The organism is Mycobacterium sp. UM_WGJ, from assembly GCF_000455125.1.
Classification (GTDB): domain Bacteria; phylum Actinomycetota; class Actinomycetes; order Mycobacteriales; family Mycobacteriaceae; genus Mycobacterium.
The window spans coordinates 1-22,202 of record NZ_AUWR01000032.1 but is presented as its reverse complement, the minus strand read 5'-3'; the positions used below and the strand labels follow the sequence as shown (position 1 = coordinate 22,202).

At 67.2% G+C, this 22,202-nt stretch carries 23 protein-coding genes; 13 read left to right on the top strand and 10 right to left on the bottom strand.

Going from position 1 to position 22,202, the window contains the following annotated elements:
* The first annotated feature begins 7 nt into the window (after window positions 1-7).
* Complete coding sequence (locus N416_RS0111270) at window positions 8-808, top strand: crotonase/enoyl-CoA hydratase family protein (protein ID WP_024442211.1); 801 nt, start codon at window positions 8-10, stop codon at window positions 806-808.
* Window positions 808-1,803, top strand: a complete 996-nt coding sequence (locus N416_RS0111265) for an NAD-dependent epimerase/dehydratase family protein (RefSeq protein ID WP_024442210.1) — start codon at window positions 808-810, stop codon at window positions 1,801-1,803. The genes N416_RS0111270 and N416_RS0111265 overlap by 1 nt, the downstream gene beginning before the upstream one ends.
* A gap of 38 nt (window positions 1,804-1,841) precedes the next feature.
* On the opposite strand, the gene N416_RS0111260 is transcribed toward N416_RS0111265, so the two are convergent.
* On the bottom strand, window positions 1,842-3,059 hold the full coding sequence (locus N416_RS0111260) for a cytochrome P450 (protein ID WP_024442209.1): 1,218 nt from the start codon (window positions 3,057-3,059) through the stop codon (window positions 1,842-1,844).
* A 40-nt stretch (window positions 3,060-3,099) separates the two neighbouring features.
* On the opposite strand from N416_RS0111260, the gene N416_RS0111255 reads away from it, so the two are divergent.
* Window positions 3,100-3,882, top strand: coding sequence for an acetoacetate decarboxylase family protein (locus N416_RS0111255; RefSeq protein WP_036457724.1), 783 nt, complete (start codon window positions 3,100-3,102; stop codon window positions 3,880-3,882).
* Here N416_RS0111255 and N416_RS0111250 read toward each other — a convergent pair.
* Both N416_RS0111250 and N416_RS0111245 read right to left on the bottom strand, forming a co-directional pair.
* Complete coding sequence (locus N416_RS0111250; protein ID WP_024442207.1) at window positions 3,879-5,429, bottom strand: acyl-CoA synthetase; 1,551 nt, start codon at window positions 5,427-5,429, stop codon at window positions 3,879-3,881. The genes N416_RS0111255 and N416_RS0111250 overlap by 4 nt on opposite strands.
* 66 nt (window positions 5,430-5,495) lie before the next feature.
* Window positions 5,496-6,527, bottom strand: a complete 1,032-nt coding sequence (locus N416_RS0111245) for an LLM class F420-dependent oxidoreductase (RefSeq protein WP_024442206.1) — start codon at window positions 6,525-6,527, stop codon at window positions 5,496-5,498.
* Between the two features lie 58 nt (window positions 6,528-6,585).
* Here N416_RS0111245 and N416_RS0111240 point away from each other — a divergent pair, with 58 nt between their 5' ends.
* Genes N416_RS0111240 through N416_RS0111225 form a run of 4 tightly spaced genes read left to right on the top strand, consistent with a single transcriptional unit; the run spans window position 6,586 to window position 10,247 of the window.
* Window positions 6,586-7,578 carry a Zn-ribbon domain-containing OB-fold protein gene (locus N416_RS0111240; protein ID WP_024442205.1) on the top strand — a complete coding sequence of 331 codons (993 nt, stop codon included), beginning with the start codon at window positions 6,586-6,588 and terminating at the stop codon, window positions 7,576-7,578.
* A gap of 8 nt (window positions 7,579-7,586) precedes the next feature.
* Window positions 7,587-8,651, top strand: a complete 1,065-nt coding sequence (locus tag N416_RS0111235; protein WP_024442204.1) for a thiolase domain-containing protein — start codon at window positions 7,587-7,589, stop codon at window positions 8,649-8,651.
* The gene (locus tag N416_RS0111230; protein WP_192830880.1) at window positions 8,648-9,823 is read left to right on the top strand and encodes a thiolase domain-containing protein; all 1,176 of its coding nucleotides are present in this window, start codon (window positions 8,648-8,650) and stop codon (window positions 9,821-9,823) included. The genes N416_RS0111235 and N416_RS0111230 overlap by 4 nt, the downstream gene beginning before the upstream one ends.
* Before the next feature lie 13 nt (window positions 9,824-9,836).
* A complete protein-coding gene (locus N416_RS0111225) occupies window positions 9,837-10,247 on the top strand; it encodes a nuclear transport factor 2 family protein (RefSeq protein WP_024442202.1) in 411 nt (136 codons plus the stop codon).
* A gap of 31 nt (window positions 10,248-10,278) precedes the next feature.
* Here the strand turns inward: N416_RS0111225 and N416_RS0111220 are convergent, their stop codons facing one another.
* Window positions 10,279-10,812 carry a gamma carbonic anhydrase family protein gene (locus N416_RS0111220; protein WP_024442201.1) on the bottom strand — a complete coding sequence of 178 codons (534 nt, stop codon included), beginning with the start codon at window positions 10,810-10,812 and terminating at the stop codon, window positions 10,279-10,281.
* A gap of 109 nt (window positions 10,813-10,921) precedes the next feature.
* On the opposite strand from N416_RS0111220, the gene N416_RS0111215 reads away from it, so the two are divergent.
* The gene (locus N416_RS0111215) at window positions 10,922-12,094 is read left to right on the top strand and encodes a Rieske 2Fe-2S domain-containing protein (protein ID WP_024442200.1); all 1,173 of its coding nucleotides are present in this window, start codon (window positions 10,922-10,924) and stop codon (window positions 12,092-12,094) included.
* Between the two features lie 10 nt (window positions 12,095-12,104).
* The gene (locus N416_RS0111210) at window positions 12,105-12,572 is read left to right on the top strand and encodes a hypothetical protein (RefSeq protein WP_024442199.1); all 468 of its coding nucleotides are present in this window, start codon (window positions 12,105-12,107) and stop codon (window positions 12,570-12,572) included.
* Between the two features lie 39 nt (window positions 12,573-12,611).
* On the opposite strand, the gene N416_RS0111205 is transcribed toward N416_RS0111210, so the two are convergent.
* From N416_RS0111205 to N416_RS0111195, 3 genes are read right to left on the bottom strand one after another with little or no spacing between them, the layout of a single operon-like run.
* Complete coding sequence (locus N416_RS0111205) at window positions 12,612-13,757, bottom strand: sulfotransferase (RefSeq protein WP_024442198.1); 1,146 nt, start codon at window positions 13,755-13,757, stop codon at window positions 12,612-12,614.
* The gene (locus tag N416_RS0111200) at window positions 13,757-14,539 is read right to left on the bottom strand and encodes an SDR family oxidoreductase (RefSeq protein ID WP_024442197.1); all 783 of its coding nucleotides are present in this window, start codon (window positions 14,537-14,539) and stop codon (window positions 13,757-13,759) included. The genes N416_RS0111205 and N416_RS0111200 overlap by 1 nt, the downstream gene beginning before the upstream one ends.
* Window positions 14,540-14,541: 2 nt before the next feature.
* Window positions 14,542-15,669 carry a hypothetical protein gene (locus N416_RS0111195; protein ID WP_024442196.1) on the bottom strand — a complete coding sequence of 376 codons (1,128 nt, stop codon included), beginning with the start codon at window positions 15,667-15,669 and terminating at the stop codon, window positions 14,542-14,544.
* A gap of 96 nt (window positions 15,670-15,765) precedes the next feature.
* On the opposite strand from N416_RS0111195, the gene N416_RS0111190 reads away from it, so the two are divergent.
* Genes N416_RS0111190 through N416_RS0111175 form a run of 4 tightly spaced genes read left to right on the top strand, consistent with a single transcriptional unit; the run spans window position 15,766 to window position 18,839 of the window.
* The gene (locus N416_RS0111190) at window positions 15,766-16,701 is read left to right on the top strand and encodes an IclR family transcriptional regulator (protein WP_024442195.1); all 936 of its coding nucleotides are present in this window, start codon (window positions 15,766-15,768) and stop codon (window positions 16,699-16,701) included.
* Window positions 16,698-17,171 (top strand): nuclear transport factor 2 family protein, encoded by a 474-nt coding sequence (locus N416_RS0111185; RefSeq protein ID WP_196805132.1) that lies wholly within the window; start codon window positions 16,698-16,700, stop codon window positions 17,169-17,171. The genes N416_RS0111190 and N416_RS0111185 overlap by 4 nt, the downstream gene beginning before the upstream one ends.
* Window positions 17,168-18,109, top strand: coding sequence for a TIGR03619 family F420-dependent LLM class oxidoreductase (locus N416_RS0111180; RefSeq protein ID WP_024442193.1), 942 nt, complete (start codon window positions 17,168-17,170; stop codon window positions 18,107-18,109). The genes N416_RS0111185 and N416_RS0111180 overlap by 4 nt, the downstream gene beginning before the upstream one ends.
* Before the next feature lie 10 nt (window positions 18,110-18,119).
* The gene (locus N416_RS0111175; RefSeq protein WP_024442192.1) at window positions 18,120-18,839 is read left to right on the top strand and encodes a hypothetical protein; all 720 of its coding nucleotides are present in this window, start codon (window positions 18,120-18,122) and stop codon (window positions 18,837-18,839) included.
* Here the strand turns inward: N416_RS0111175 and N416_RS0111170 are convergent.
* From N416_RS0111170 to dmpG, 3 genes are read right to left on the bottom strand one after another with little or no spacing between them, the layout of a single operon-like run.
* The gene (locus N416_RS0111170; RefSeq protein WP_024442191.1) at window positions 18,814-19,083 is read right to left on the bottom strand and encodes a hypothetical protein; all 270 of its coding nucleotides are present in this window, start codon (window positions 19,081-19,083) and stop codon (window positions 18,814-18,816) included. The two genes, N416_RS0111175 and N416_RS0111170, sit on opposite strands and share 26 nt — an antisense overlap.
* A gap of 21 nt (window positions 19,084-19,104) precedes the next feature.
* Window positions 19,105-21,186, bottom strand: coding sequence for a RecQ family ATP-dependent DNA helicase (locus tag N416_RS0111165; RefSeq protein WP_024442190.1), 2,082 nt, complete (start codon window positions 21,184-21,186; stop codon window positions 19,105-19,107).
* Between the two features lie 7 nt (window positions 21,187-21,193).
* On the bottom strand, window positions 21,194-22,201 hold the full coding sequence (gene dmpG, locus N416_RS0111160) for a 4-hydroxy-2-oxovalerate aldolase (RefSeq protein ID WP_081654537.1): 1,008 nt from the start codon (window positions 22,199-22,201) through the stop codon (window positions 21,194-21,196).
* Between the last annotated feature and the right edge of the window lies 1 nt (window position 22,202).

Below are 22,202 nucleotides of genomic sequence, written 5' to 3'. Positions count from 1 at the left end.
GACGCCGGTGAGCGAGTCGTCAGAACAGCCCCACGCCCTCGTTGAGCAGCGCGGACACACCCTGATCGTCACCCTGAACCGGCCAGAGTCCCGCAACGCTCTTTCCGGCGAAATGCTGGCGATCATGGTCGAGGCCTGGGACCGCGTCGACAACGACGACGACATCCGCTCGTGCATCCTGACCGGCGCCGGTGGTTATTTCTGCGCGGGCATGGACCTCAAAGCGGCCAACAAGAAGGCACCCGGCGACTCCTTCAAAGACGGCAGCTACGACCCGTCGCGTATCGACGGCCTGCTCAAGGGGCGCCGGCTGACCAAGCCGCTGATCGCCGCGGTGGAAGGCCCGGCCATCGCCGGGGGCACCGAGATCCTGCAGGGCACCGATATCCGCATCGCCGGTGAAAGCGCCAAGTTCGGCATCTCCGAAGCCAAGTGGAGCCTGTACCCGATGGGCGGCTCCGCGGTGCGACTGGTGCGCCAGATTCCCTACACCATGGCCTGTGACCTGCTGTTCACCGGTCGACACATCACCGCCGCCGAGGCGCTGGAGATGGGCCTGATCGGCCATGTGGTGGCCGACGGCCAGGCTCTGACCAAGGCGCTGGAGATCGCCGAGCAGATCAACAACAACGGACCACTGGCGGTGCAGGCGATGCTGCGCACCATCCACGAGACCGAGGGCCTGCACGAGAACGATGCCTTCAAGATCGACACCAAAATCGGCATCAAGGTCTTCTTGAGCGAGGACGCCAAGGAAGGCCCGCGGGCGTTCGCCGAGAAGCGCAAGCCGGAATTCAAGAACCGCTGATGCGGGTCGCAGTCACCGGCGGCACCGGTTACCTCGGCGCCCACACGGTCAAGGCCCTGCTCGAAGCCGGGCATTCGGTTCGGCTCATGGTCGCCCCGGGCTGCGGTGCTGAGCCCGTCATTCCGCGACTGCGTGAACTGGGCGCATTGGAGGTTCTCGACGGCGACATCCGCGACACCGCGGTGGTGGCTGCGCTGTTGGACGGCTGCGACTCGGTGTTGCATGCCGCGGGGGTGGTCGGCACCAACGACCGCCAGGAAAAGTTGATGTGGGACATCAACGCCTACGCCACCGAAGCGATCTTGACCCGCGCCGTGGCCGCCGGTCTGGACCCGGTGGTGTCGGTCAGTTCCTACAGCGCGCTCTTTCCGCCGCCGAACGGGATCATCGGGCCGGACTCGCCCACCGTGCCCGGGCGCAGCGCGTACGCGCGCACCAAGGCCTACGGCGAGCGGGTGGCCCGCCGGCTGCAGGACGAAGGCGCCCCGGTCGTGGTCACCTATCCCTCCAGCGTGGTCGGCCCGGCGTTTCATACCGCGCCCGGTGTCACCGAGCGGGGCTGGACGCCGATCGTGAAGTACCGGGTGGCGCCGGTGGTGCGCGGCGGCATGGCGATGGTCGACGTCCGCGACATCGGCCGGGTGCACGAGGCGCTGATGCGGCCCGGCCGCGGCCCGCACCGCTACCTGTGCGGCGGGATCATGGTCAGCTTCGCCGAGATGATTGCCGCGGTGGAGCAGGGCCTGAGCAAGCCGGTGCGGCGAATCCCTATTTCGCCCAGCGTTTTCAAGGGAATCGGCCGAGTCAGCGACCTTGCCAGCAAGCTGCTGCCGCTGCCAGAGTCGCTGAGCTACGAAGCGGCCTGGCTGCTGACCTCGGCCACCCCCACCGACGACTCGGCCACCTTGGCCGATCTGGGTCTGGAGTGGCGGTCCCCGACGGAGGCGATCATCGAGTCGCTGCGGGCGCCCCTCCCTTCCCCGCCGAGCGGGTAACCCGCCCGCTTTTCCGCCGAACGGCGAGGGCGACGCGGCTAAGCCAGCACCGGCTTAGTCGGGGTGAACACCACCGGCATCGACTCCAGGCCGCTGACGAAGTTCGCCGGCCGCAGTGGCAGCGCGTCATCGGAGGCCAGCCGCAGATCCGGCAGGCGTTGCAAGATTTTCTGCGTCATCAGCCGTAACTCCAGCCGGGCCAGCTGGTTGCCCAGGCAGAAGTGCGTGCCGAAGCCGAATGCCACGTGACTGTTGGGGTCGCGGGTGACGTCGAAGCGTTCCGGCTCGTCGAATATCGACTCGTCGAAGTTGGCCGACTCGAACAGCAGCAGCATCTTCTCGCCCTCGCGCAGCTGCGTGCCGTGGAACTCGGTGTCGCGGGTCAGGGTGCGGCACATGTTCTTCACCGGCGAGGTCCACCGCAGCATCTCCTCGATCGCCACCGGCAACCGATCGGGTTCGCGCTGCAGCAACTCCCACTGATCGAGGTAGCGCAACAGCTGCGCCGTGCCACCGGACAGGGTGTGCCGAGTGGTCTCGTCACCGCCGATCAGGATCAGCAGCGTCTCGAAGATGATCTCGTCGTCGGTCATCTGCGCGCCGTCCACCTCGGCGTTGACCAGCACGGAGAACAGGTCGTCGGTGGGCTCGGCCCGACGTTTCGTGATGGTGTTCCTGGTGAATTCGGTCCAGCCGGCGAACGCCGCCATGACCGCCTGAGCCGTCGCCGATTCCGGATCCAGGTGTGAGCTCAGCCCAGCCACCAGGTCGTCTGACCACCGCAGCAGCATCGATCGTTCTTCAGGCAGTACCCCGAGCATGTCACCGATCACCGCCATCGGCAGCGGGGCGGCGATGTCGCGGACGAAGTCGCATTCGCCGCGCTCGCACACCGCGTCGATGAGCGTGTCGCACAACGTCTCGATGGACGGCAGCTGGGCGTGCACGCGTTTGCGGGTGAATCCGGCGTTGACCAGCTTGCGGCGCACCAGGTGCTCCGGGTCGTCCATGTCGATCATGTACGGGAAGCCCGGTTGGTCGGGACGGATGCCGCCGGCGTTGGAGAACACCTCGGGTGTGCGTTCGGCGTCGATCACCGCTTGGTAGGTCGACGCCGCGGCCAGCCCGTTGCGGTCCCGGAACACCGGCTCGTTGGCCCGCATCCAGCCGTAGGCGTCACGGGCACCTCCGTCGGCGTAGAACGTGCCGTCGGTCAGATCGACGTCCGGCTTGGTGGCCGGCTTCGCGTCGGCCATTACCTCGGTCATTGGCGTCCTCCGGATTACAGTGGGAGCCATGGCTCTTTCACAGCACACCATCGCTGGCACTGTGCTTACCATGCCGGTCCGTATCCGTCACGCGGATGTGCATTCCGCGATGTTTTCAGTGCCCGCGGACGCCGCGCAGGCAATGATCGACTACAGCGGCCTGCAGGTCTTCCAGCAGCAGCCGGGACGTGCGGTGGTCAATCTGATGCTGGCTCGCTATATCGACGGCGACCTGGGTAAGTACCTGGAGTTCGGGACCGCGGTGATGGTCAACCCGCCGAGTTCATGCGGCGGTTCCAGCTTCGCCTCTCCTCCGTCGAGCCTCGCTAAACCGCCGGGCACCGAGGCCAGCGGCTGGCGCGCATTGGGCTCGGCCGGTGCGTTCATCCACCACCTGCCGGTCGACCAGGCGTTCACCCTGGAGGCCGGGCGCACCATCTGGGGATTCCCGAAGATCATGGCGGACTTCACCGTTCGCGACGGCCGGCAGTTGGGTTTCGATGTCGCCGCCGATGGCCAGCACATCGCCACCATGGAATTCGGGCGCGGCCTGCCGATTCCAGGACCGCTCACTTCGCGGCCCCGGGTGCTGCAGGCATTCAGCCACCTCGACGGCGTTACCCGCCAAGTGCCTTGGGAGATGCGAATTTCGAAAGTGCGTGGGTCGCTGGGCGGTACCACGCTGCGGCTGGGCACCCATCCGTACGCCCGCGAGCTGGCTGCGCTGGGCCTGCCCAAGCGGCCGATGATGTCGTCGACCGTGGGCCGCGTCGAGATGACCTTCGGCGACGCGCAGGTGGTGGGCGCCTAAATCTTGGCGTCCCGCCCCTCCCAGTACGGGTCGCGCAGCTTGCGCTTGTACAGCTTGCCGTTGGGGTCGCGCGGCATCTCGGCGATGTAGTCAATCGAGCGGGGCAGCTTGAACTTCGCCAGCCGCGCCGCCGCGTACTCCATAAGTTCGGCGGTCAGCGTGTCGTCTCCGGCCACGCCCTCGGCGGGCTGGACGACAGCCTTGATCGCCTCGCCCCATTCCTCGTCGGGCACCCCGAACACCGCGACGTCGAGCACCTTTGGGTGAATGATCAGCTCGTTCTCGATCTCGGCCGGGTAGACGTTGACTCCGCCGGAGATGATCATGTTGGTCTTGCGGTCCTGCAGATACAGGTAGCCGTCCTCATCCAGGTAGCCGACGTCGCCGACGGTGAACAGGTCACCAGCGCGGTTCTCCTCGGTCTTCTTCTGGTCGTTGTGGTAGGCGAAGGTGGAGCCGCCCATCTGCATGTAGACGGTGCCGACCTCGCCGGCCGGCAGCTCGTTGCCTTCGTCGTCGAGCACCTTGACCACCGAATACGGCCAGGCCTTGCCCACCGAACCGGGGTGGGTCAGCCACTCGGCGCCGCTGATCTTGGTGCCGCCGCCCTCGGTGGCGGCGTAGTACTCGGTGATCACCGGACCCCACCAGTCCAACATCTGGCGCTTGACCTCGGGCGGGCACGGCGCCGCGCCGTGAATCATGTTGCGCAGCGAGGACATGTCGTAGCGCTCACGCACCTCGGCGGGCAGCGCCAACAGCCGACGGAACTGGGTGGGCACCATGTGGCTATGGGTGACCCTGTGCTCGGCGATCAGCGCCAGCATCTCTTCGGGATCCCACTTGTCCATCAGCACCACCTTGTGGCCCAGCTGGATGGAGATCGACGAGAAATTCAGCACCGCAGTGTGATACAGCGGCGAGCCACAGATGTGTACGTGGTTGTCGAACGGCAACAGGTCATACAGCGCGAAGAAGCCGGCCGAGGCAACCGGAACCGCGTCGGGGTCGGCGCCGGTCAGCGGCCGCTGGACGCCCTTGGGCTTGCCGGTGGTACCGGAGGTGTAGAGCATCGCGGCGCCCATGGTGCGCACGTCGGGCCGGTCCGCCGGCTCGTCGGCGCCCAACGTGGACAGCGGGGCGAACCCCTCGATGTCACCGACGGCAAAGCGGCGCTGCGCGGGCAGGCCGGCCTCGTCCGCGGCGATCGTAGCTGCCTCAGCGAACCGCTCATGGGCGACAACGACTTTCGCGCCGCTGTCGGAGAGGATGTAGCCGATCTCCGGACCGGTGAGGTGCCAGTTGACGGCCACGATGTAGAGCCCGGTCTGCATGGCGGCGAAGTACACCGCGAGCGTATCGACGATATTCGGCAGCACCATCACCAGCACGTCGCCGGGCGCCAGGCCCATCGCCTGCAGCCCGCGGCCGTAGCGATCGGCGCGCGCGGCCAGCTCCCCGTAGGTCAGCTGGCCACCGTGGACGTCGACGACAGCGACGGCGTCGGGGGTGTCACGGGCGATGTTCCACAGGCCGGCTTCGCTCATTCGGCCAATCTAGAACGCGTTCTAGTCTGCTCGCAAGGCAGGAACGGCGCCGGGCGTCCAAGCGAACTAAACCAGCGAGGCCAGCTGCTGAATCTGCTCCGGGCTGCGTCCGGTGACCACCATCATGGTGACGCCGGCGGCCTCCCACACCGTGATCTGCTTACGGACGTAGTCGATGTCTCCCACGATCGCGGCGTCGTCAACCAGCTCGTCGGGGATGATCTCGCCGGCTTTGTCCTTTTGTCCGGAGCGGAACAGCTTGGTCACGTCGTCAACGACCTCGCTGTAGCCCATCCGGCGGTAGACCTCGGCGTGGAAGTTGGTGTCCTCCGAACCCATGCCGCCCATGTAGAGCGCCAGGTAGGGCTTCATCGCCGCGAACGCGGCGGCGCGGTCCTCGGTGATGACGATGTTGGCCGTCGCGCAGATCTCGAAGGTCTCCCGGGTACGGCGAGCGCCCGGACGGGCGAAGCCTTCGTCGAGCCATTCGTTGTACATGTCGGCCAGCCGCGGGGAGTAGAAGATCGGCAGCCAACCGTCGGCGATCTCAGCCGAAAGCGCAACGTTCTTCGGGCCTTCGGCGCCGAGCATCACCGGGATGTCGGCCCGGCGTGGGTGGGTGATCGGCTTGAGTGTCTTGCCCAGCCCGGTGCTGCCCTCGCCGCTGATCGGCAGCGGGTAGTGCGGGCCGGCGCTTGTCACTGGGGCCTCGCGGGACCACACCTGGCGCAGGATGTCGATGTACTCGCGGGTGCGAGCCAGCGGCTTGCCGAAGCGCTGGCCGTACCAGCCCTCCACCACCTGCGGACCGGACACGCCCAAGCCCAGGATGTGACGGCCACCGGAGAGGTGGTCCAACGTCAAAGCGGCCATCGCGCAGGCGGTCGGGGTACGTGCCGACAGCTGAACCACCGAGGTGCCCAACCGAACCCGTGACGTCGACGAGCCCCACCAGGCCAACGGCGTGTAGGCATCGGAGCCCCAGGCCTCGGCGGTGAAGACCGCGTCGAAGCCGGCATCCTCGGCCGCGGTCACCAGTTCGGCGTGGTTGGTCGGCGGCTGCGCGCCCCAATATCCGAGTTGCAGTCCCAGCTTCATCCTTGGCTCCTCGCTCGCCTGCTTGCCACCATTGTTAGAACCTGTTCTACTCGATGCCGTGACTGCCAGCCAAAGCACCCGCGCGCAGATCGATGAGCATGAGCCACCGCTGTCTGCGCCGCTGAAGTTGTCCTTCGACTACACACGTTCAGTCGGCCCTGTTCTGGGCGCGTTCTTCACCGCTCTGCGTGAGCGCCGCATCGTCGGCGTACGTGGCTCCGACGGTCGGGTGTACGTGCCACCGGCCGAGTATGACCCGGTCAGCTACGAACCGCTCACCGAGATCGTACCGGTGAGCAGTGTGGGCACCGTGGTCTCGTGGTCATGGCAGCCGGAGCCCCTGGAGGGCCAGCCGCTGGACACTCCGTTCGCCTGGGCGCTGATCAAGCTCGACGGCGCCGACGTGCCACTGCTGCACGCGGTGGCTGCCGAGAACCCCAAGGCCATCAGCGCGGGTACCCGGGTGCACGCGCACTGGGCCGAGGAGACCGTCGGCGCGATCACCGACATCGCCTACTTCGCGATCGGCGAAGAGGCAGAACCGGTAGCCGATGTCCCCGATGAGCGTGATCCGGTGACCATGGTGGTCGTCCCGTCCAGCCTGGAGATCCAGCACACCGCATCGCTACCCGAAAGCGCGTATCTGCGCGCCTTGCAGGAGGGCAAACTGCTGGGGGCCCGCACCGGCACCGAGGGCAAGCTGTACTTCCCGCCCAAGGAAGCCGACCCGGCCACCGGCCTGCCGCTGGACAACTTCGTCGAGTTGCCCGACACCGGAACGGTGACGACGTTCGCCATCATCAACATCCCGTTCGCCGGGCAGCGCATCAAGCCGCCGTACGTGGCCGCCTACGTGCTGCTCGACGGTGCCGATATTCCGTTCCTGCACTTGGTGTCCGACATCGACGCACACGAGGTGCGCATGGGCATGCGTGTCGCGGCGGTGTGGAAGCCCCGCGAGGAGTGGGGCCTGGGCATCGACAACATCGAATACTTCCGGCCCACCGGCGAACCGGACGCCGACTACGACACCTACAAGCACCACCTGTGAGGGGCAGCATGACGCAACGCGATGTCGCGGTGGTGGGTTTCGCCCACGCCCCGCACGTTCGCCGCACCGACGGCACCACCAACGGCGTCGAGATGTTGATGCCGTGTTTCGCCCAGTTGTACTCCGACCTGGGCATCGCCCAGACCGACATCGGCTTCTGGTGCTCGGGTTCCTCGGATTACCTTGCCGGACGCGCATTCTCGTTCATCTCAGCGATCGACTCGATCGGCGCGGTTCCGCCCATCAACGAGTCGCACGTGGAGATGGACGGCGCATGGGCGCTCTATGAGGCCTACATCAAGGTGCTGACCGGCGAGGTCGACACCGCGCTGGCCTACGGTTTCGGCAAGTCCTCGGCCGGCCAGCTGCGCCGGATCCTGGCGCTGCAGACCGACCCCTACACCGTTGCGCCCCTGTGGCCCGACGCGGTCTCGATCGCAGCGTTGCAGGCCCGGCTCGGGCTGGACAGTGGTCAGTGGACCCGCGAGCAGATGGCCCGGGTGGCAATGGATTCGTTCGCCGCGTCAGACCGGGTGGACTCGGTGGAGTCGTCGACCGACCTCGACGAGCTGCTGGCACGCCCGTTCTTCGCCGACCCGCTGCGCAGGCACGACATCGCACCCATCACCGACGGCGCGGCCGCGATCGTTCTGGCCGCCGGCGACCGGGCTCGCGAACTGTGCGAAAACCCGGCCTGGATCACCGGATTCGAGCACCGCATCGAGTCTCCGGTGCTGGGCAGCCGGGATCTGACCCGCTCCCCGTCGACCACCGCCTCCACTCGCGTGGCGACCGGCGACGACATGCCGGCGGTGGACGTCGCTGAGATCCACGCGCCGTTCACCCATCAGCACCTGATTTTGACCGAAGCCATGCAGTTGCCGTCGAAAACGAAGGTGAACCCCTCCGGCGGCGCCCTGGCGGCCAATCCGATGTTCGTCGCGGGACTGGAGCGCATCGGCTTTGCCGCACAACACATCTTCAATGGTTCGGCGGGCCGAGTACTGGCCCACGCCACCAGCGGACCTGCGCTGCAGCAGAACCTGGTCGCGGTGATGGAAGGACGCAACTGATGGGCCAGCTCGCTGCGGTGCTGGGCACCGGGCAGACCAAGTACGTCGCCAAGCGCCAGGACGTGTCGATGAACGGCCTGGTGCGTGAGGCCATCGATCGCGCGCTGGCCGATTCGGGCTCGACGTTCGACGACATCGACGCAGTGGTGGTCGGTAAGGCTCCGGACTTCTTCGAGGGCGTCATGATGCCCGAGCTGTTCATGGCCGACGCCGTCGGCGCCACCGGCAAGCCGCTGATCCGGGTGCACACCGCCGGCTCGGTGGGCGGCTCGACCGCGGTCGTGGCCGCGAGCCTGGTGAAGTCCGGCAAGTTCCGGCGGGTGCTGACCATGGCCTGGGAGAAGCAGTCGGAGTCCAACGCCATGTGGGCGCTGAGCATTCCGGTGCCGTTCACCAAGCCGGTGGGGGCCGGCGCCGGTGGCTATTTCGCCCCGCACGTGCGGGCCTACATTCGCCGCTCCGGCGCGCCGACGCATATCGGAGCGATGGTCGCGGTCAAGGACCGGCTCAACGGAGCCCGCAATCCCCTGGCGCATCTGCATCAACCGGACATCACGCTCGAGAAGGTGATGGCCTCCCAGATGCTGTGGGATCCCATCCGATTCGATGAGACCTGCCCGTCCTCCGACGGTGCCGCCGCAATGGTGATCGGCAACGAGGAGATCGCTGACGCGCGGATCGCCGAGGGGCATCCGGTGGCCTGGATCCACGCCACGGCACTGCGCACCGAGCCACTGGCTTATTCCGGTCGCGATCAGGTCAATCCGCAGGCCGGCCGAGACGCTGCGGCGGCGCTGTGGAAGGAAGCCGGGATCACCAGCCCGATCGACGAGATCGACTGCGCAGAGGTGTATGTGCCGTTCTCCTGGTTCGAGCCGATGTGGCTGGAGAATCTCGGGTTCGCTCCCGAAGGTGAGGGCTGGAAGCTCACCGAGGCCGGCGAGACCGCGATCGACGGCAAGATCCCGTTCAATGCCTCCGGCGGCGTGTTGTCGTCCAACCCGATCGGCGCCTCGGGCATGATCCGGTTCGCCGAGTCGGCGATCCAGGTGATGGGTAAGGCCGGTGACCACCAGGTCCCGAATGCCCGCAAGGCCTTGGGTCACGCCTACGGCGGCGGCTCACAGTACTACTCGATGTGGGTTGTCGGCGCCGACAAGCCCGCCAACTGAGGAGGAGACCCGCATGAACGCAGATCACCCCGCCCACATTGCGGGCAAGCGCTCCCGTGACGCGGTAGCTGCCCGCGACAAGGAAGCTTGGCTGGCCAACTTCGCCGACGACGCGATCGTGCAAGACCCGATCGGGCCGTCGCATTTCGACCCCGAGGGCAAGGGCCACCGCGGCCGCGACGAGATCTCGGCGTTCTGGGACAAGGCCATCGCGAGCACCGACAAGATCGAGTTCAACTTCTCCGACACCTTCCAGTGCGGTGACGAGGAAGCCAACACCGGAAACATCACCATCACCATGGGCGGTCATCAGATCGTCACCGAGGGTGTGTTCACCTACCGGGCCAACAACAAGGGTGAACTGGTCGCGCTGCGCGCCTACTGGGAGTTGGACCGCGCCGCGAAGACGGCCCGCAAGATCTAGGCCAAGATGTAGGCCTTGCGGCGCCGGCCGGTCACTGTTCGGCGACCGGCTCCATGCCTTCGCGGTACCGCTTCGCCAGGTCGCGGTAATACGGCGGGTTGGCGTTGATCCACATCTCTGCTCCGGTTCCCGCGATCGGGCCTTTGACGACGGCGGGCGAGCCGGTCACCAGCACCCCGGCCGGGATCTTGGTGCCGGCAAGCACCGTCGCGCCGGCCGCAACCAGGCTGCGGCTGCCGATCACCGCGCCGTCGAGCACGGTGGCGTGGTTGCCGATCAATGCCTCGGCGCCGATGTTGGCGCCGTGGATGAGGCACATGTGCGCGATCGTCGCGCCCGGGCCGATGTCCACCGGAACGCCCGGCGGCACGTGCAACACCGAGCCGTCCTGCACGTTGGCACCCTCGCGCACCACGATCGGCGCGTCGTCGGCGCGCAGGATGGCGCCGAACCACACCGAGGCCCCGGCTTCGATGGTGACGTCCCCGATGAGCGTGGCGGTGGGAGCCACGAAGGCGGTGGGATCGATCTTGGGCGCCCGGCCATTGAAGGAGAACAGCTGCATCATCCACATATACCAGGGACGAAAGACCCCGAACCAGCAGGGCTTATTGCGTAAACAGGCGTCAAAACTGTAACGTGTTCTAGTTAGAAGCGAAGGTTGGAGGCAACAGGTGAGCACTGACAACGCCGAGGTCGGCGTCCGCCACATCGATACCGGAACACTGCCGGACCGCTATGCGCGTGGCTGGCACTGCCTGGGCCCGGTGAAGGACTTCCAGGACGGCAAGCCGCACTCGATTCACGCGTTCGGCGCCAAGCTGGTGGTTTTCGCCGACTCGCAGGGTGAGCTGCACGTGCTCGACGCCTACTGCCGCCACATGGGCGGCGACCTGAGCCGCGGTGAGATCAAGGGCGACGAGGTCGCCTGCCCGTTCCACGACTGGCGCTGGGGCGGCGACGGGCGCTGCAAACTGGTGCCGTACTCCAAGCGGACCCCGCGGGTGGCGCGCACCCAGTCCTTCCCGACCGACGTGCGCGGCGGGCTGCTGTTCATGTACAACGACCCCGAAGGCAACCCGCCGCCGGACGAGGTGCGGATCCCGGAGATCCCGGAGTGGTCGAGCGGTGAGTGGACCGACTGGCGCTGGAACTCCATGGTGATCGACTCCAACTGCCGCGACATCATCGACAACGTCACCGACTTCGCACACTTCTTCTACATCCACTACGGCCTGCCCACCTCGTTCAAGAACGTCTTCGAGGGCCACGTCGCCTCGCAGTACCTGCACAATGTCGGCCGTTCCGACGTGCCCGGCCTGGGCACCAGTTACGGCGGTTCGGAATTGGACTCCGAGGCCTCCTACTTCGGCCCGTCGTTCATGATCAACTGGCTGCACAACAGCTACGGCGGCTTCAAGGCCGAGTCGATCCTGATCAACTGCCACTACCCGATCAGCCAGGACCAGTTCCGGCTGATGTGGGGCGTGATCGTGCAGAAGCCCAAGGGGCTCGACGACGCGACGACCGAGAAGATCGCCGACGCCATGACCGACGGGGTCAGCAAGGGCTTCCTGCAGGACGTGGAGATCTGGACGCACAAGAGTCGGATCGAGAACCCGCTGCTAGTCGAGGAAGACGGCGCGGTCTACCAGCTGCGCCGGTGGTACTCGCAGTTCTACGTCGACGCTGCCGACGTCACGCCCGAGATGACCGATCGCTTCGAGATCGAGATCGACGCGACGGTGGCCAACGAGAAGTGGAACGCCGAAGTCGCCGAGAACCTGCGGGTGCAGGAAGAGGAAGCGAAAGCCGCAAAGGCTTCCGAAACCGTTAACGCAGAGTAGGCCTGGCGCCATGGCCCGCGAGGTTCCCGACGCCGGTGAGCTGGCCCGGTCCATGCTGATGTTCTACGGTCCGCACGACGACCACGGCGAGCACGGCGACTCCCCCGACGACGGGCCCGACACCCGCTACTCGCGGCAACCGCTGTTTCCGGTCGACCCGGAACGCTACGAGGCGATTCGTGCTGCGACCGAACGAGATACCGACCGCTACCTGCATTCGGGTCTGATGCCGGTGGAATGCCGGCACTGCACCGCCACCGTCGAGGTCAAGAAGCTGGGGCCCGGATACACCTCGGTGCAATGGAATTCAGCGGCGGTGCAGCAGTGTGCCTACTTCGCCGCCGAACGCGAGGCCGGCCACTCCAGTAGTCGCAGCCGCGGCTGCCCGAAGCTCTCCAAGAGCATTGCGCACGCGGTCGCCGAGGGCCATCTGGAGGAGGGCTCCAGCGCTCCCCCGCCCGGCGACGGCATCGACTAGCCCCACGCCCTGCGAGCAGTCACTAAGCTGCTGGCGCGGCTACAGGCCGGCGAAGCGCTCCCGGACCTGCTCGGCGGTCAACCCGTAGTCGGCCAGCGAGTATTCGTGCTTGGGCGCGCGCGGGCCGGTCTTGCTGGCGGCATAGTCATCGGCCATGGCCTGGCGCGCCTCGTCGGAGAGCGGCAGGCCGAAGCGTTCGTAGATGCCCGCGGCGGTGGCCAGCGGGTCGGCGACGAAATCCTGGTAATCGATGTCGCAGAACTGGGCCTGGTCATATTGGGCGCGTTGGCTGTTGAACAGCTCCAGCCCCCGCGCCCAGGTCTCCATCTCGTCGGCGCCGATCTGCGCGCCGACGAAGGTGTTCGACTGACCTTCGGTGGTGTGCCGAGCCAGTGAGCACATCGACGCCAGGATGGTCTCGGCCGGCCGATGGCACTGCACGATGAGCGCGTCGGGATAGACCGCCATGATCGCGTCCAACGCGAACAGATGGCTGGGATTTTTAAGCACCCACCGCTTGTCCGTGTCGTTGAGACCGATCAGCTGCAGGTTGCGGCGATGCCGCTGGTACGCCGGGGTCCAGTCCTGCTCGGAGAGCCAGCGTGAATAAGTAGGCAGGTGCGCCAGCGTCTCATAGGACACCGAGTGCAGCGATTGGCGCAGCAGCTGCCAGCATTCCTCCAGGCCGTCGGCGGTCATGAAGTGCAGCCCGGTGTAGTCCGGGTTCTCGTCATGGTGCCGTTCGAACTGGGCCTTCATCTGCTGGTAAACCGGGTTGCTGTCCCAGGTTTCGCGTGGCGGCCGCGGCTGCGGAAACTCGGCCAGCCACATCTCTAAGCCCTGGTGCGCCGGATCGGCCCCCAGTAGCCGGTGCAGCGCGGTCGTTCCGGTGCGGGGCAGCCCGGTGACGAAGATCGGCCGCTCGATGCCGACCTGGGTGTACTCAGGATTGGCATTCCAGCCGGCCTGTGACAGCAGCCGGGCCACCAGCGCACCGCGCAGGAAGAACCGGTTCATCTTGCTGCCCAACTCGGTGAGGTCGGCCTCGCTGCGATAGGAGTCCAGCAATACACCGAGTGCTTCGCGGTAATTGTCGTCGTCGGGACCGAAGTCGTCCAGACCCACCATCTTTGTGGCCGAGGCGTGCAGATCCTCGACGGTGCCGACATTGGTACGAGCGGTCATCAGTTGTGGTACTCCCCGCAGTTGACGTCGAGAACCTGGCCGCTGATGCCGCTGGCCAGGTCGCTGGCCAAAAACAGCACCGCCGAGGCCACTTCGTCCTCGGTGGGCAGCCGCTTCAGGTCGGAGTTGGCGGCGGTGGCCGCGTAGATCTGCTCGACGGTGGTGCCGTACTTGCCGGCCTGGTGGGCGAAGTAACTCTGCAAGGTGTCGCCCCAGATGTATCCGGGTGCAACGGAGTTGACGCGGATACCCTGCTCGCCCAGTTCGGACGCCAGCGACTGCGACATCGCCAGCAGCGCAGCCTTGGCCATCTTGTATGCGCCGTACTTGGGCTGCGAGTGCCGGATCACCATCGAGTTCAGGTTGACGATCGAGCCCTTCGCCGCGGCCAGAGCCGGCGTGAAGCCCTGGGTCAGCCGCAGCGCGCCGAGCCCGCTGAGTTCGATGGCGTCGCGGATGTGCTGAAATGTGGTCTGCGCCAATGGCTTCATCGACGGTACCCGGAAGGCGTTGTTGATCAACACGTCGATGTGGTTGAACTCGGCCGACGCTGCCTCCACCAGCTGGGTTACCTGGTCGTCGTCGGTGATGTCGGTCGGGACCACCAGGGCACGGCGCCCCGCGGCCCTGACCTGCTTGGCCACCTCTTCCAGGCGATCGGCGCTGCGCGCGGCCAGCACCAGGTCGGCACCCTCGGCCGCGAACCGAGTGGCCATCGTGCTGCCGAGGCCCGGCCCGACCCCGCTGATCACGACGACTTTGCTCGTCAGCATTCCCGTCATCTTCACCCCAGCATTCTGTTAGCGATTTGCTGCTGCCGCTGCGCGATTCGCGCTCGCCAGTCCTCTTGCGAAATCTTGTTGTGGTCATAGAAGGGCAGTGCCGACTGCACGGCGTCGACGTCGATGAGCTCGACGGTCGGACCGTCGGCCTCGGTCAGTTGCCGCGACACCCGCTGCCAGCGGAACTGCAGGAACCCGCGCCGATGGCCCAGGGTCTCGACCCAGTTGGTGACCCCGGGATCGGTGTCGGAGACCACGATCCGGATCTTGCCGTCCGGATCGGCTTGCGCCTGAGTGCCGTTCAGCGAGGTCTGGTGGTTGATGTAGTCCAGCGAGATGTACCACAGGCTGCCCAACTGGAAGCCGAGGTACGGCGCGTCCGACACCGGCAGGGTGATGACCAGCGCCTGGCCGGGCGCGAGCTCGTAGTGCCCGGCCGACGAGTACTGCGTGGCCAGACCGCCCGGCGTGAGTCGCGGCGCCACCATAGTGTTGACCGGGAGGTTCAGGTAGAACCACTGTGGGAACGCGAGCCAGGTCTTGATGCGGTTGATCAGCTGTTTTCCCGCTGCCGCATAACGCTTCTCGATCAACTGGCGGGTCAACGGCGGCGGTGCGGTGCCTTCGGTGTCGGTCCTGGCGATCGAGAGGGTGCCGCGCTGGGCGGCCCAGTCGTTGTAGACCTCGCGGATCACCAGTTGCGCCGGCGCCTTCGGCTGGAAGCGCCAGGTGAAGGTGCCGTCGGCGGCAACATCGAGTTCGCGGTCGTCGAAGGCGGCCTCACTGGCCGGGACGTTGTCGTCGGTGTATTCGCCTCCGAGCAGCTGGAAACTGAGGTCGGTGGTGGTCCCCCGGGTCCCCTGCACCACGTAGTCATTGCCGGGGCGCACGACGGTGCCGAAGTACAGCGTGTCGGGGTTGTCCAGACCCATCTTGGTGAACGGCCCGGTGCCCGACAGTAAGAACGGGTGGTCACGCTCGCTGTTGAAGGCGGCGTGCACACACGCCTCGACGCCGCCGGCCAGGTATTGCAGGCCCTCGAGCAAGTCGGCCTCGGTCTCGATGTGCGGAGCCGCGGCGACCAGCTTCTCCGCCTCGGCGATCGCGGCCGAAAGGGGTTCGGAGTACATCGCTGCAACACCTCACAGATCGTCGATTGGTTCAATATTGGACCGACATGGTAGATATCTCGAACCGACTTTAGACGGTCGCGGTAGCATGCTGCAATGGCTGTGCCTGAACAAGCGGCGCCCCCACGAGTCGTGCGGTCGTCCCCGCCGACCGAGCGGGTGGTGACGATCCTGGACTTTCTGGCCCGCCACCCCGACCAGAGCTTTGGATTGTCCGAACTGGCCCGGCGCACCGAGCTGTCCAAGCCGACCTGCCTGGGCATCGCCAACGCCCTGGCCGACGCCGGCTATCTGAGGCGAGACGATCCCGCCAAGACCTACCGGCTCGGGGCGGGCCTGATCTCGCTCGGTCGCGCGGCCCAACAGTCGCTGCGGGTCGGTCCCGAGGCGCGCGAGCAACTGCGGCGGCTGTCCGCGGATTTCGCCACGTCTGCGGCGCTGAGCGCGGTGGTCGACGACCGAATCACCGTGCTGGAGCTGGTGGCGGCGCCCAATGCGCGGCTGGGAGTTCAGGCTGGCCAGAGTTATCCGTTCGCGCCTCCCGTCGGATTGATGTTCGTGCTCTGGGACGACCCTGCGCTGCAGGACTGGCTGGCCCGCCAGCCCACCATCCCGCTGCGATCGGAGAGCGAGCGCCTACAACGCGTCGTCGACGAATGCCGTGCCGACGGCTACCTGGTCGAGCGACTGACACCCGGCGGGCAGCGGCTCTACGGGTTGATGGCAGGACTGCCCAGCGATCTGCCCGACGAGCTGCGCGCCCTGCTCGGCGAGCTGGTCTCCGATATCGGCGAACGGGTCTATCTGCGTGGCGAAGCCGGCAGCCGGGGCCGCCACGACATCAGCGTGATCTCCGCGCCGGTCTACGATCACCATCAACGCCAGGCAATGGTGGTGTCGCTGCACGCCCAGCGCGCACTGACCGACTCCGAGATCACCAAGTGGGCGCGCGGACTGCTGCGGACCGCCGAGGCGCTCACCGCGCAACTGGGCGGAACCAAGCCCGTTTGGCTGTTAGGTTCGGCGACATGACGGCGCTGGTCTTGTCGACTGCGTCCCGCCTGGAGCTGTCCGAGCTCGTGCACCGCTACGCCAGCTACGTCGATGCGCGACGATTCGACGAGGTAGCCGAATTGTTCACCGCCGACGCCGAACTCGTCCTGCCGGATCCGCCGGATCACCTGGAGCCATGCGTGCGCCACCACGGCCACGCCGGCGTGCGGGATGCGATGTCGGCACTGGCCGCGGTAACCCGCACCCAGCACGGCATCGTCGGCGAGGTCTACACCGCCTCTACCTCAACCTCGACCGACGTCGCGAGCGGAGAGATCACCGGGGTAGCGCACCATTGGATCGAGCACGACGGCAAGCTCACCGATTACGTCTGGTATCTGCGCTACCGCGACGCTTATCACCGCCTGGGACAGGGCTGGCGAATCGCGCGGCGGGAGTTGACCATCGACGCGATCGAATCTCGCCCGGTACGTCAGGTGCGCTCATGACTGCTGCCCGGAAGCCCCAGATCTCGTTGCAGCTGAAGACCTTCACCGACGACGCCGGTCACGACTGGGGCACCACCCTGGCGCTGGGCGCGGCGATGGACGCTGCGGGTGTCGATCGGGTGGTGGTCTCCGACCACGTGGTGTTCGGCGAGAATCCGGATGCGTACGCCGACCCTCGGCTCGGCGGGATCGCCGGCGGGCGCCAGCCGACCGGGCCCGACGGACAGTGGCTGGATCCGCTGATCGTGCTCACCGCGCTGGCCGCGACCACGACTCACATCCGTTTGGGCACTGCGGTGTTGCTGGCGGCACTGCGCCGTCCGGCGGTGCTGGCCAAAGAGCTGGCCACCCTGGATGTGCTGTCGGGAGGGCGGCTGGATCTCGGCGTGGGCGTCGGCTGGCAACGCGAGGAGTACGAGGCCGCCGGACTGTCATTCGAGCGCCGCGGGCGACTGCTGGATCACACCCTGGAGGTGTGCCAGACGCTGTGGACCCAGCAGCGCAGCAGCTACACGTCCCCGGAGTTGTCGTTCCAGAACATTCACCAGATGCCCAAGCCCGTTGCCGCAGGCGGGGTTCCGATCTGGGTGAGCGGCACCGTCAACGACGCGGTGGCGCGCCGGCTGGCCCGGTTCGGGTCCGGCTGGATCCCGTGGGGTCCGGCGATGCACGACCCGGCCGGTGCCATCGCGGCGATGAAGGACCGCATCGCCGCACTGGGCGGCGATCCGACCGGCCTGCAGGTACTGGGCCACGCCACCACCGCCAAGAACCCGGACGGTTCCCTGGACACCGCGGCCACCGCGGCCTCCGCACCGGCACTGGTAGCCGCCGGGGTCACCGATGTGCGGGTCACCTGCTCACTACCCAAGGACATCGGCCGGGCCACCGAGCTGCTGGGCGAACTCGTCTCGGCGTTCCGCGCCGCAACCGGCTAAGGAGACATCGATGGAAAAGGTCATGATCGTCGCGCGTACAGCCGATTTCAGCGACCAATGGTGCCAGAATCTGCGGGGTCCGATCGCGGCGAAACTACTGGATCTGGGGCTGCCGGGCGTCGTGGTCAACGTGCGCGACGAGCCGGTGCGCGACTCCATGATGACCCTGACGACGCTGGATCCGCCGGCGGCGGCCGTCATCAGCCTGTGGACCCAGCAGTACTACGGCGAAGCGACCCGGGCAGCCATTGCACTGATCGAGGCCGAATCTGATTCGGCGGCAGCATATTTGGTGACCGAATCGATGCCCATGCCGCCGCCGGACCTCGGCGAGGGCCGCCGTACCCGGGGGCTGGCCAATGTGGCGCTACTGCGGCGGCCGGCTGATTTGGACGAGGCGACCTGGCTGCACCGCTGGCACATCGACCACACCCAGGTCGCGATCGACACCCAGGCGACCTTCGGCTACACCCAGAATGTCGTGATCCGCCCGATCACCGAGGACGCACCCGGCATCGACGCCATCGTCGAGGAGAACTTCCCCGACGAGGCGGTGTCCGACCCGTACGCGTTCTACGGCGCGGCCGACGAGGCCGACCTCAGCGATCGGGTGGGCCGGATGATCGCCAGTGTCAGCGCGTTCGGTGCGCAGTTGAACATCGACACCGTGCCCACCAGCCGCTATGTGTTCCGGTCGCCGTTCGTCACACACACTGCTGGGACAGCGTGATCAACGCCTCCCGTACATGCGGGTGCCGTTCGAGGTAGGACAGCACCGGGTTGGGGGCGCCGGGATCCTCCTGCCGTCCCTTCTCGTCTAGCTCGGCCCGGACGTCCGGGTGTCGGTTCAGGTACGCGTCGATGGAGTTGCCGAAGGTCTGGTCGCATTGCTGCGGTGCGGCGTTGGCCACCGGTGTCAGTACCGCGGCCACGCTGAGCAAGCTGACCGCGATCGCTCGAGTAATACCGCTCATCACTCGACGGTACCCGCGTTTTCAGTTCACGCTGGCCAGGGCGAACGGCAGTACCTGCGGGGCGCCCGCAGCCCGCAGCACCCGGGCCGCCATGGTCAACGTCCACCCGGTGTCGGTGACGTCGTCGACCAGCAACACCGGGCCGATATCGGCCGGAAGTTCCGCCGGCGGCAGCCAGCAACCCTGCAGCGCGGCGACCCGGTAGGCCGAGTTCGCCGCCGCCGTCGCGCGCCGGTTCGGGGCATACCGCAAGGTGTCCAACCGGGTCAGGCGGCCGAGTTCGGCCAGCCGGTCGGTCAACGAGCCGATCAGCACCGGGTGCGTTGCCGAGTCCAGGCCCAGCACCGCGGTCGGCCGGGTCCGCCACTCCCAGCCGGCCAGCACGCTCACGGCCGCACGCACCACCTCGTCGGGCACTTCGCGGTCCGGCTCGTCGAGCAGCCGCCGCAGCCGTGCACCCCAGCCCAGGTCGGTGAGACGGCCGATGACCCGGCCCGGTTCCGGCCCGTCGGCGATCCGGCCGGACAGGTCGACGCCGAGCTGCGCCAGCCCCGACGGCCACTGTCGCCGCGGCGTGATCTCCACGCCGGGACGCATCAGCCGCTCACGGGTGGCGGCGGCGGCGCTGGGATCCACGGCGGCGTCAAACCGCGGTCCGGCGCAGTTGTCGCACCGTCCGCAGCGCTCCCCTGCCTGCAGCTGGGGGTCATTGAGTTGGGCCCGCAGAAAGGTCATCCGGCAACCGTCGGTGCGTTGGTAGTCCAGCATGGCCTGCTGCTCGGCCCGGCGTAGCTCATCGAGCTTGCGGTAGCGCGCCTCGTCGTAGGTCCACGGGGCTCCGGTGCCCAGCCAGCCGCCCTTGACTCGGCGCACCGCGCCGTCCACATCTAAGACCTTGAGCACCATCTCCAACCGCGACCGGTTCAGGTCGACCCGCGCTTCCAGCGCCGGCGTCGACAGCGGCTGATCATGGGACAGTTCGCCGATCACCTTGCGTACCAAGGACTCCGCCGGGAAGGCCAGTGACGCGAAGTAGCGCCAGATGTCGGAGTCCTCGGTGCCGGGCAACAGGATCACCTCGGCGCTGGCGGTGGCGCGCCCGGCGCGACCGACCTGCTGGTAGTAGGCAATCGGCGAGGACGGTGCGCCCAGGTGGACGACGAATCCCAGATCGGGTTTGTCGAATCCCATGCCCAGCGCCGAGGTGGCGATCAGCGCCTTGACCCGGTTGGCCAGCAGGTCGGCCTCCAGCTGCTCGCGATCGGCCGAGTCGGTCGAACCGGTGTAGGCGGCCACCGCGAACCCCTGCGCGCGCAGGTCGGCGGCCACATCGTGGGCTTGGGCCACGGTGAGCGTGTAGACGATCCCGGATCCGGGCAGCTGCTGCAGGTGAGTGCCGATCCAGGCGGCCCGCTGCGCTGGACCACCGGCGTGCACCACCGACATCCGCAGCGATTCGCGGTCCAGGCCGCCACGCAGCACCAGGGTGTCGCCACCGCCGACCCCCAGCTGGCCGGCGACGTCGGAGACCACCCGGTCGTTGGCGGTTGCCGTAGTGGCCAGCACCGGGATGTCGGCGCCCAGCTCGGCGATCAGGGTGCGGATACGCCGGTAATCCGGCCGGAAGTCGTGTCCCCAGTCCGAGACGCAGTGCGCCTCGTCGACCACGACCAGCCCTGCCTTGGCGGCCAGTGCCGGCAACACCTGATCGCGGAAGTCGGGATTGTTGAGCCGCTCCGGGCTGACCAGCAGCACGTCGAGTTCGCCCGCGGCCACCCGGCGTTGTACGTCGGCCCACTCGGTCACGTTCGACGAGTTGATGGTGGCCGCGTGCACACCGGCGCGTTCGGCCGCGGCGACCTGGTTGCGCATCAGCGCCAGCAGCGGCGACACGATCACCGTCGGACCGTGCCCACTGGCCCGCAGCAGCTTCGCGGCGATGAAATACACCGCCGACTTGCCCCAGCCGGTCCGCTGCACCACCAGCGCGCGGCGGCGCGCCACCACCAGCGCCTCGATCGCCGCCCACTGGTCGTCACGCAGCCGCGCCTGCGGTCCGGCCAGCTGCTCCAGAATCGACTGGGCCTGCGGCCGCACCGTCATGCTGCGGTTATTTCGCGGCTCGCTCTCGCTGGATTTCCAGTGCGATGTCGATGAGCTGGTCTTCCTGGCCGCCGATCAGCTTGCGCTGCCCGGCCCGGTGCAGCAGTTCATGGGCGGGCACGCCGTAGCGCTCGCCCTGGCGCACGGCGTGCTTGAGGAAACTCGAGTACACCCCGGAATAGCCCATGATCAACGCGTTGCGGTCCAGCACGCACTCGGCGGGCATCGCCGGGCGCACCACGTCCTCAGCGGCATCAGCGATGTCGAAGAAGTCGATACCGGTCTTGATCCCCACCTTGTCGAACACCCCGATCAACGCCTCCACCGGAGCGTTACCCGCACCCGCACCGAACCGGCGCACCGACCCGTCGATCTGCTTGGCACCGGCACGCACCGCCTCCAACGAGTTGGCCACCCCCAGCCCGAGGTTCTCATGCCCGTGAAAACCCACCTGCGCGTCATCACCGAGCTCGGTGACCAACGCGGCCACCCGGTCGGCCACCCCTTCGAGCACCAGCGCACCAGCCGAATCCACCACATACACACACTGACAACCCGCATCGGCCATGATCCGGGCCTGCGCAGCCAGCTTCTCCGGAGAGATGGTGTGGGCCATCATCAAAAACCCCACCGTCTCCAACCCCAACTCGCGGGCCAAGCCGAAGTGCTGAATCGACACATCAGCCTCGGTGCAGTGCGTGGCGATCCGGCAGATCACACCGCCGTTGCCCTGCGCGGCCTTCATGTCTTCCTTGGTAGCCACCCCGGGCAGCATCAGGAAGGCGATCTTGGCGTCCTTGGCCGTGGCCGCCGCCAGCTTGATCAACTCCTGGTCGGGAGTCTTGGAAAACCCATAGTTAAAGCTCGACCCGCCCAGGCCGTCCCCGTGGGTCACCTCGATCACCGGCACCCCGGCGGCGTCGATCGCGGCGACGATCGCCGCGACCTCCTCGGGGGTGAACTGGTGGCGCTTGTGGTGGCTGCCGTCGCGCAGCGAGGTGTCGGTGATCCGCACA

Bases quoted from the DNA above. Each gene is read 5' to 3' on its own strand.
- N416_RS0111235 (WP_024442204.1), top strand. From the start codon at position 7,587: ATGACGCAACGCGATGTCGCGGTGGTGGGTTTCGCCCACGCCCCGCAC.
- N416_RS0111175 (WP_024442192.1), top strand. From the start codon at position 18,120: ATGGAAAAGGTCATGATCGTCGCGCGTACAGCCGATTTCAGCGACCAA.
- N416_RS0111260 (WP_024442209.1), bottom strand. From the start codon at position 3,059: ATGGCCGACGCGAAGCCGGCCACCAAGCCGGACGTCGATCTGACCGAC.
- N416_RS0111250 (WP_024442207.1), bottom strand. From the start codon at position 5,429: ATGAGCGAAGCCGGCCTGTGGAACATCGCCCGTGACACCCCCGACGCC.
- N416_RS0111200 (WP_024442197.1), bottom strand. From the start codon at position 14,539: ATGACGGGAATGCTGACGAGCAAAGTCGTCGTGATCAGCGGGGTCGGG.
- N416_RS0111225 (WP_024442202.1), top strand. From the start codon at position 9,837: ATGAACGCAGATCACCCCGCCCACATTGCGGGCAAGCGCTCCCGTGAC.
- N416_RS0111210 (WP_024442199.1), top strand. From the start codon at position 12,105: ATGGCCCGCGAGGTTCCCGACGCCGGTGAGCTGGCCCGGTCCATGCTG.
- N416_RS0111185 (WP_196805132.1), top strand. From the start codon at position 16,698: ATGACGGCGCTGGTCTTGTCGACTGCGTCCCGCCTGGAGCTGTCCGAG.
- N416_RS0111195 (WP_024442196.1), bottom strand. From the start codon at position 15,669: ATGTACTCCGAACCCCTTTCGGCCGCGATCGCCGAGGCGGAGAAGCTG.
- N416_RS0111265 (WP_024442210.1), top strand. From the start codon at position 808: ATGCGGGTCGCAGTCACCGGCGGCACCGGTTACCTCGGCGCCCACACG.
- N416_RS0111205 (WP_024442198.1), bottom strand. From the start codon at position 13,757: ATGACCGCTCGTACCAATGTCGGCACCGTCGAGGATCTGCACGCCTCG.
- N416_RS0111255 (WP_036457724.1), top strand. From the start codon at position 3,100: ATGGCTCTTTCACAGCACACCATCGCTGGCACTGTGCTTACCATGCCG.
- N416_RS0111165 (WP_024442190.1), bottom strand. From the start codon at position 21,186: ATGACGGTGCGGCCGCAGGCCCAGTCGATTCTGGAGCAGCTGGCCGGA.
- N416_RS0111180 (WP_024442193.1), top strand. From the start codon at position 17,168: ATGACTGCTGCCCGGAAGCCCCAGATCTCGTTGCAGCTGAAGACCTTC.
- N416_RS0111220 (WP_024442201.1), bottom strand. From the start codon at position 10,812: ATGCAGCTGTTCTCCTTCAATGGCCGGGCGCCCAAGATCGATCCCACC.
- N416_RS0111190 (WP_024442195.1), top strand. From the start codon at position 15,766: ATGGCTGTGCCTGAACAAGCGGCGCCCCCACGAGTCGTGCGGTCGTCC.
- N416_RS0111170 (WP_024442191.1), bottom strand. From the start codon at position 19,083: ATGAGCGGTATTACTCGAGCGATCGCGGTCAGCTTGCTCAGCGTGGCC.
- N416_RS0111245 (WP_024442206.1), bottom strand. From the start codon at position 6,527: ATGAAGCTGGGACTGCAACTCGGATATTGGGGCGCGCAGCCGCCGACC.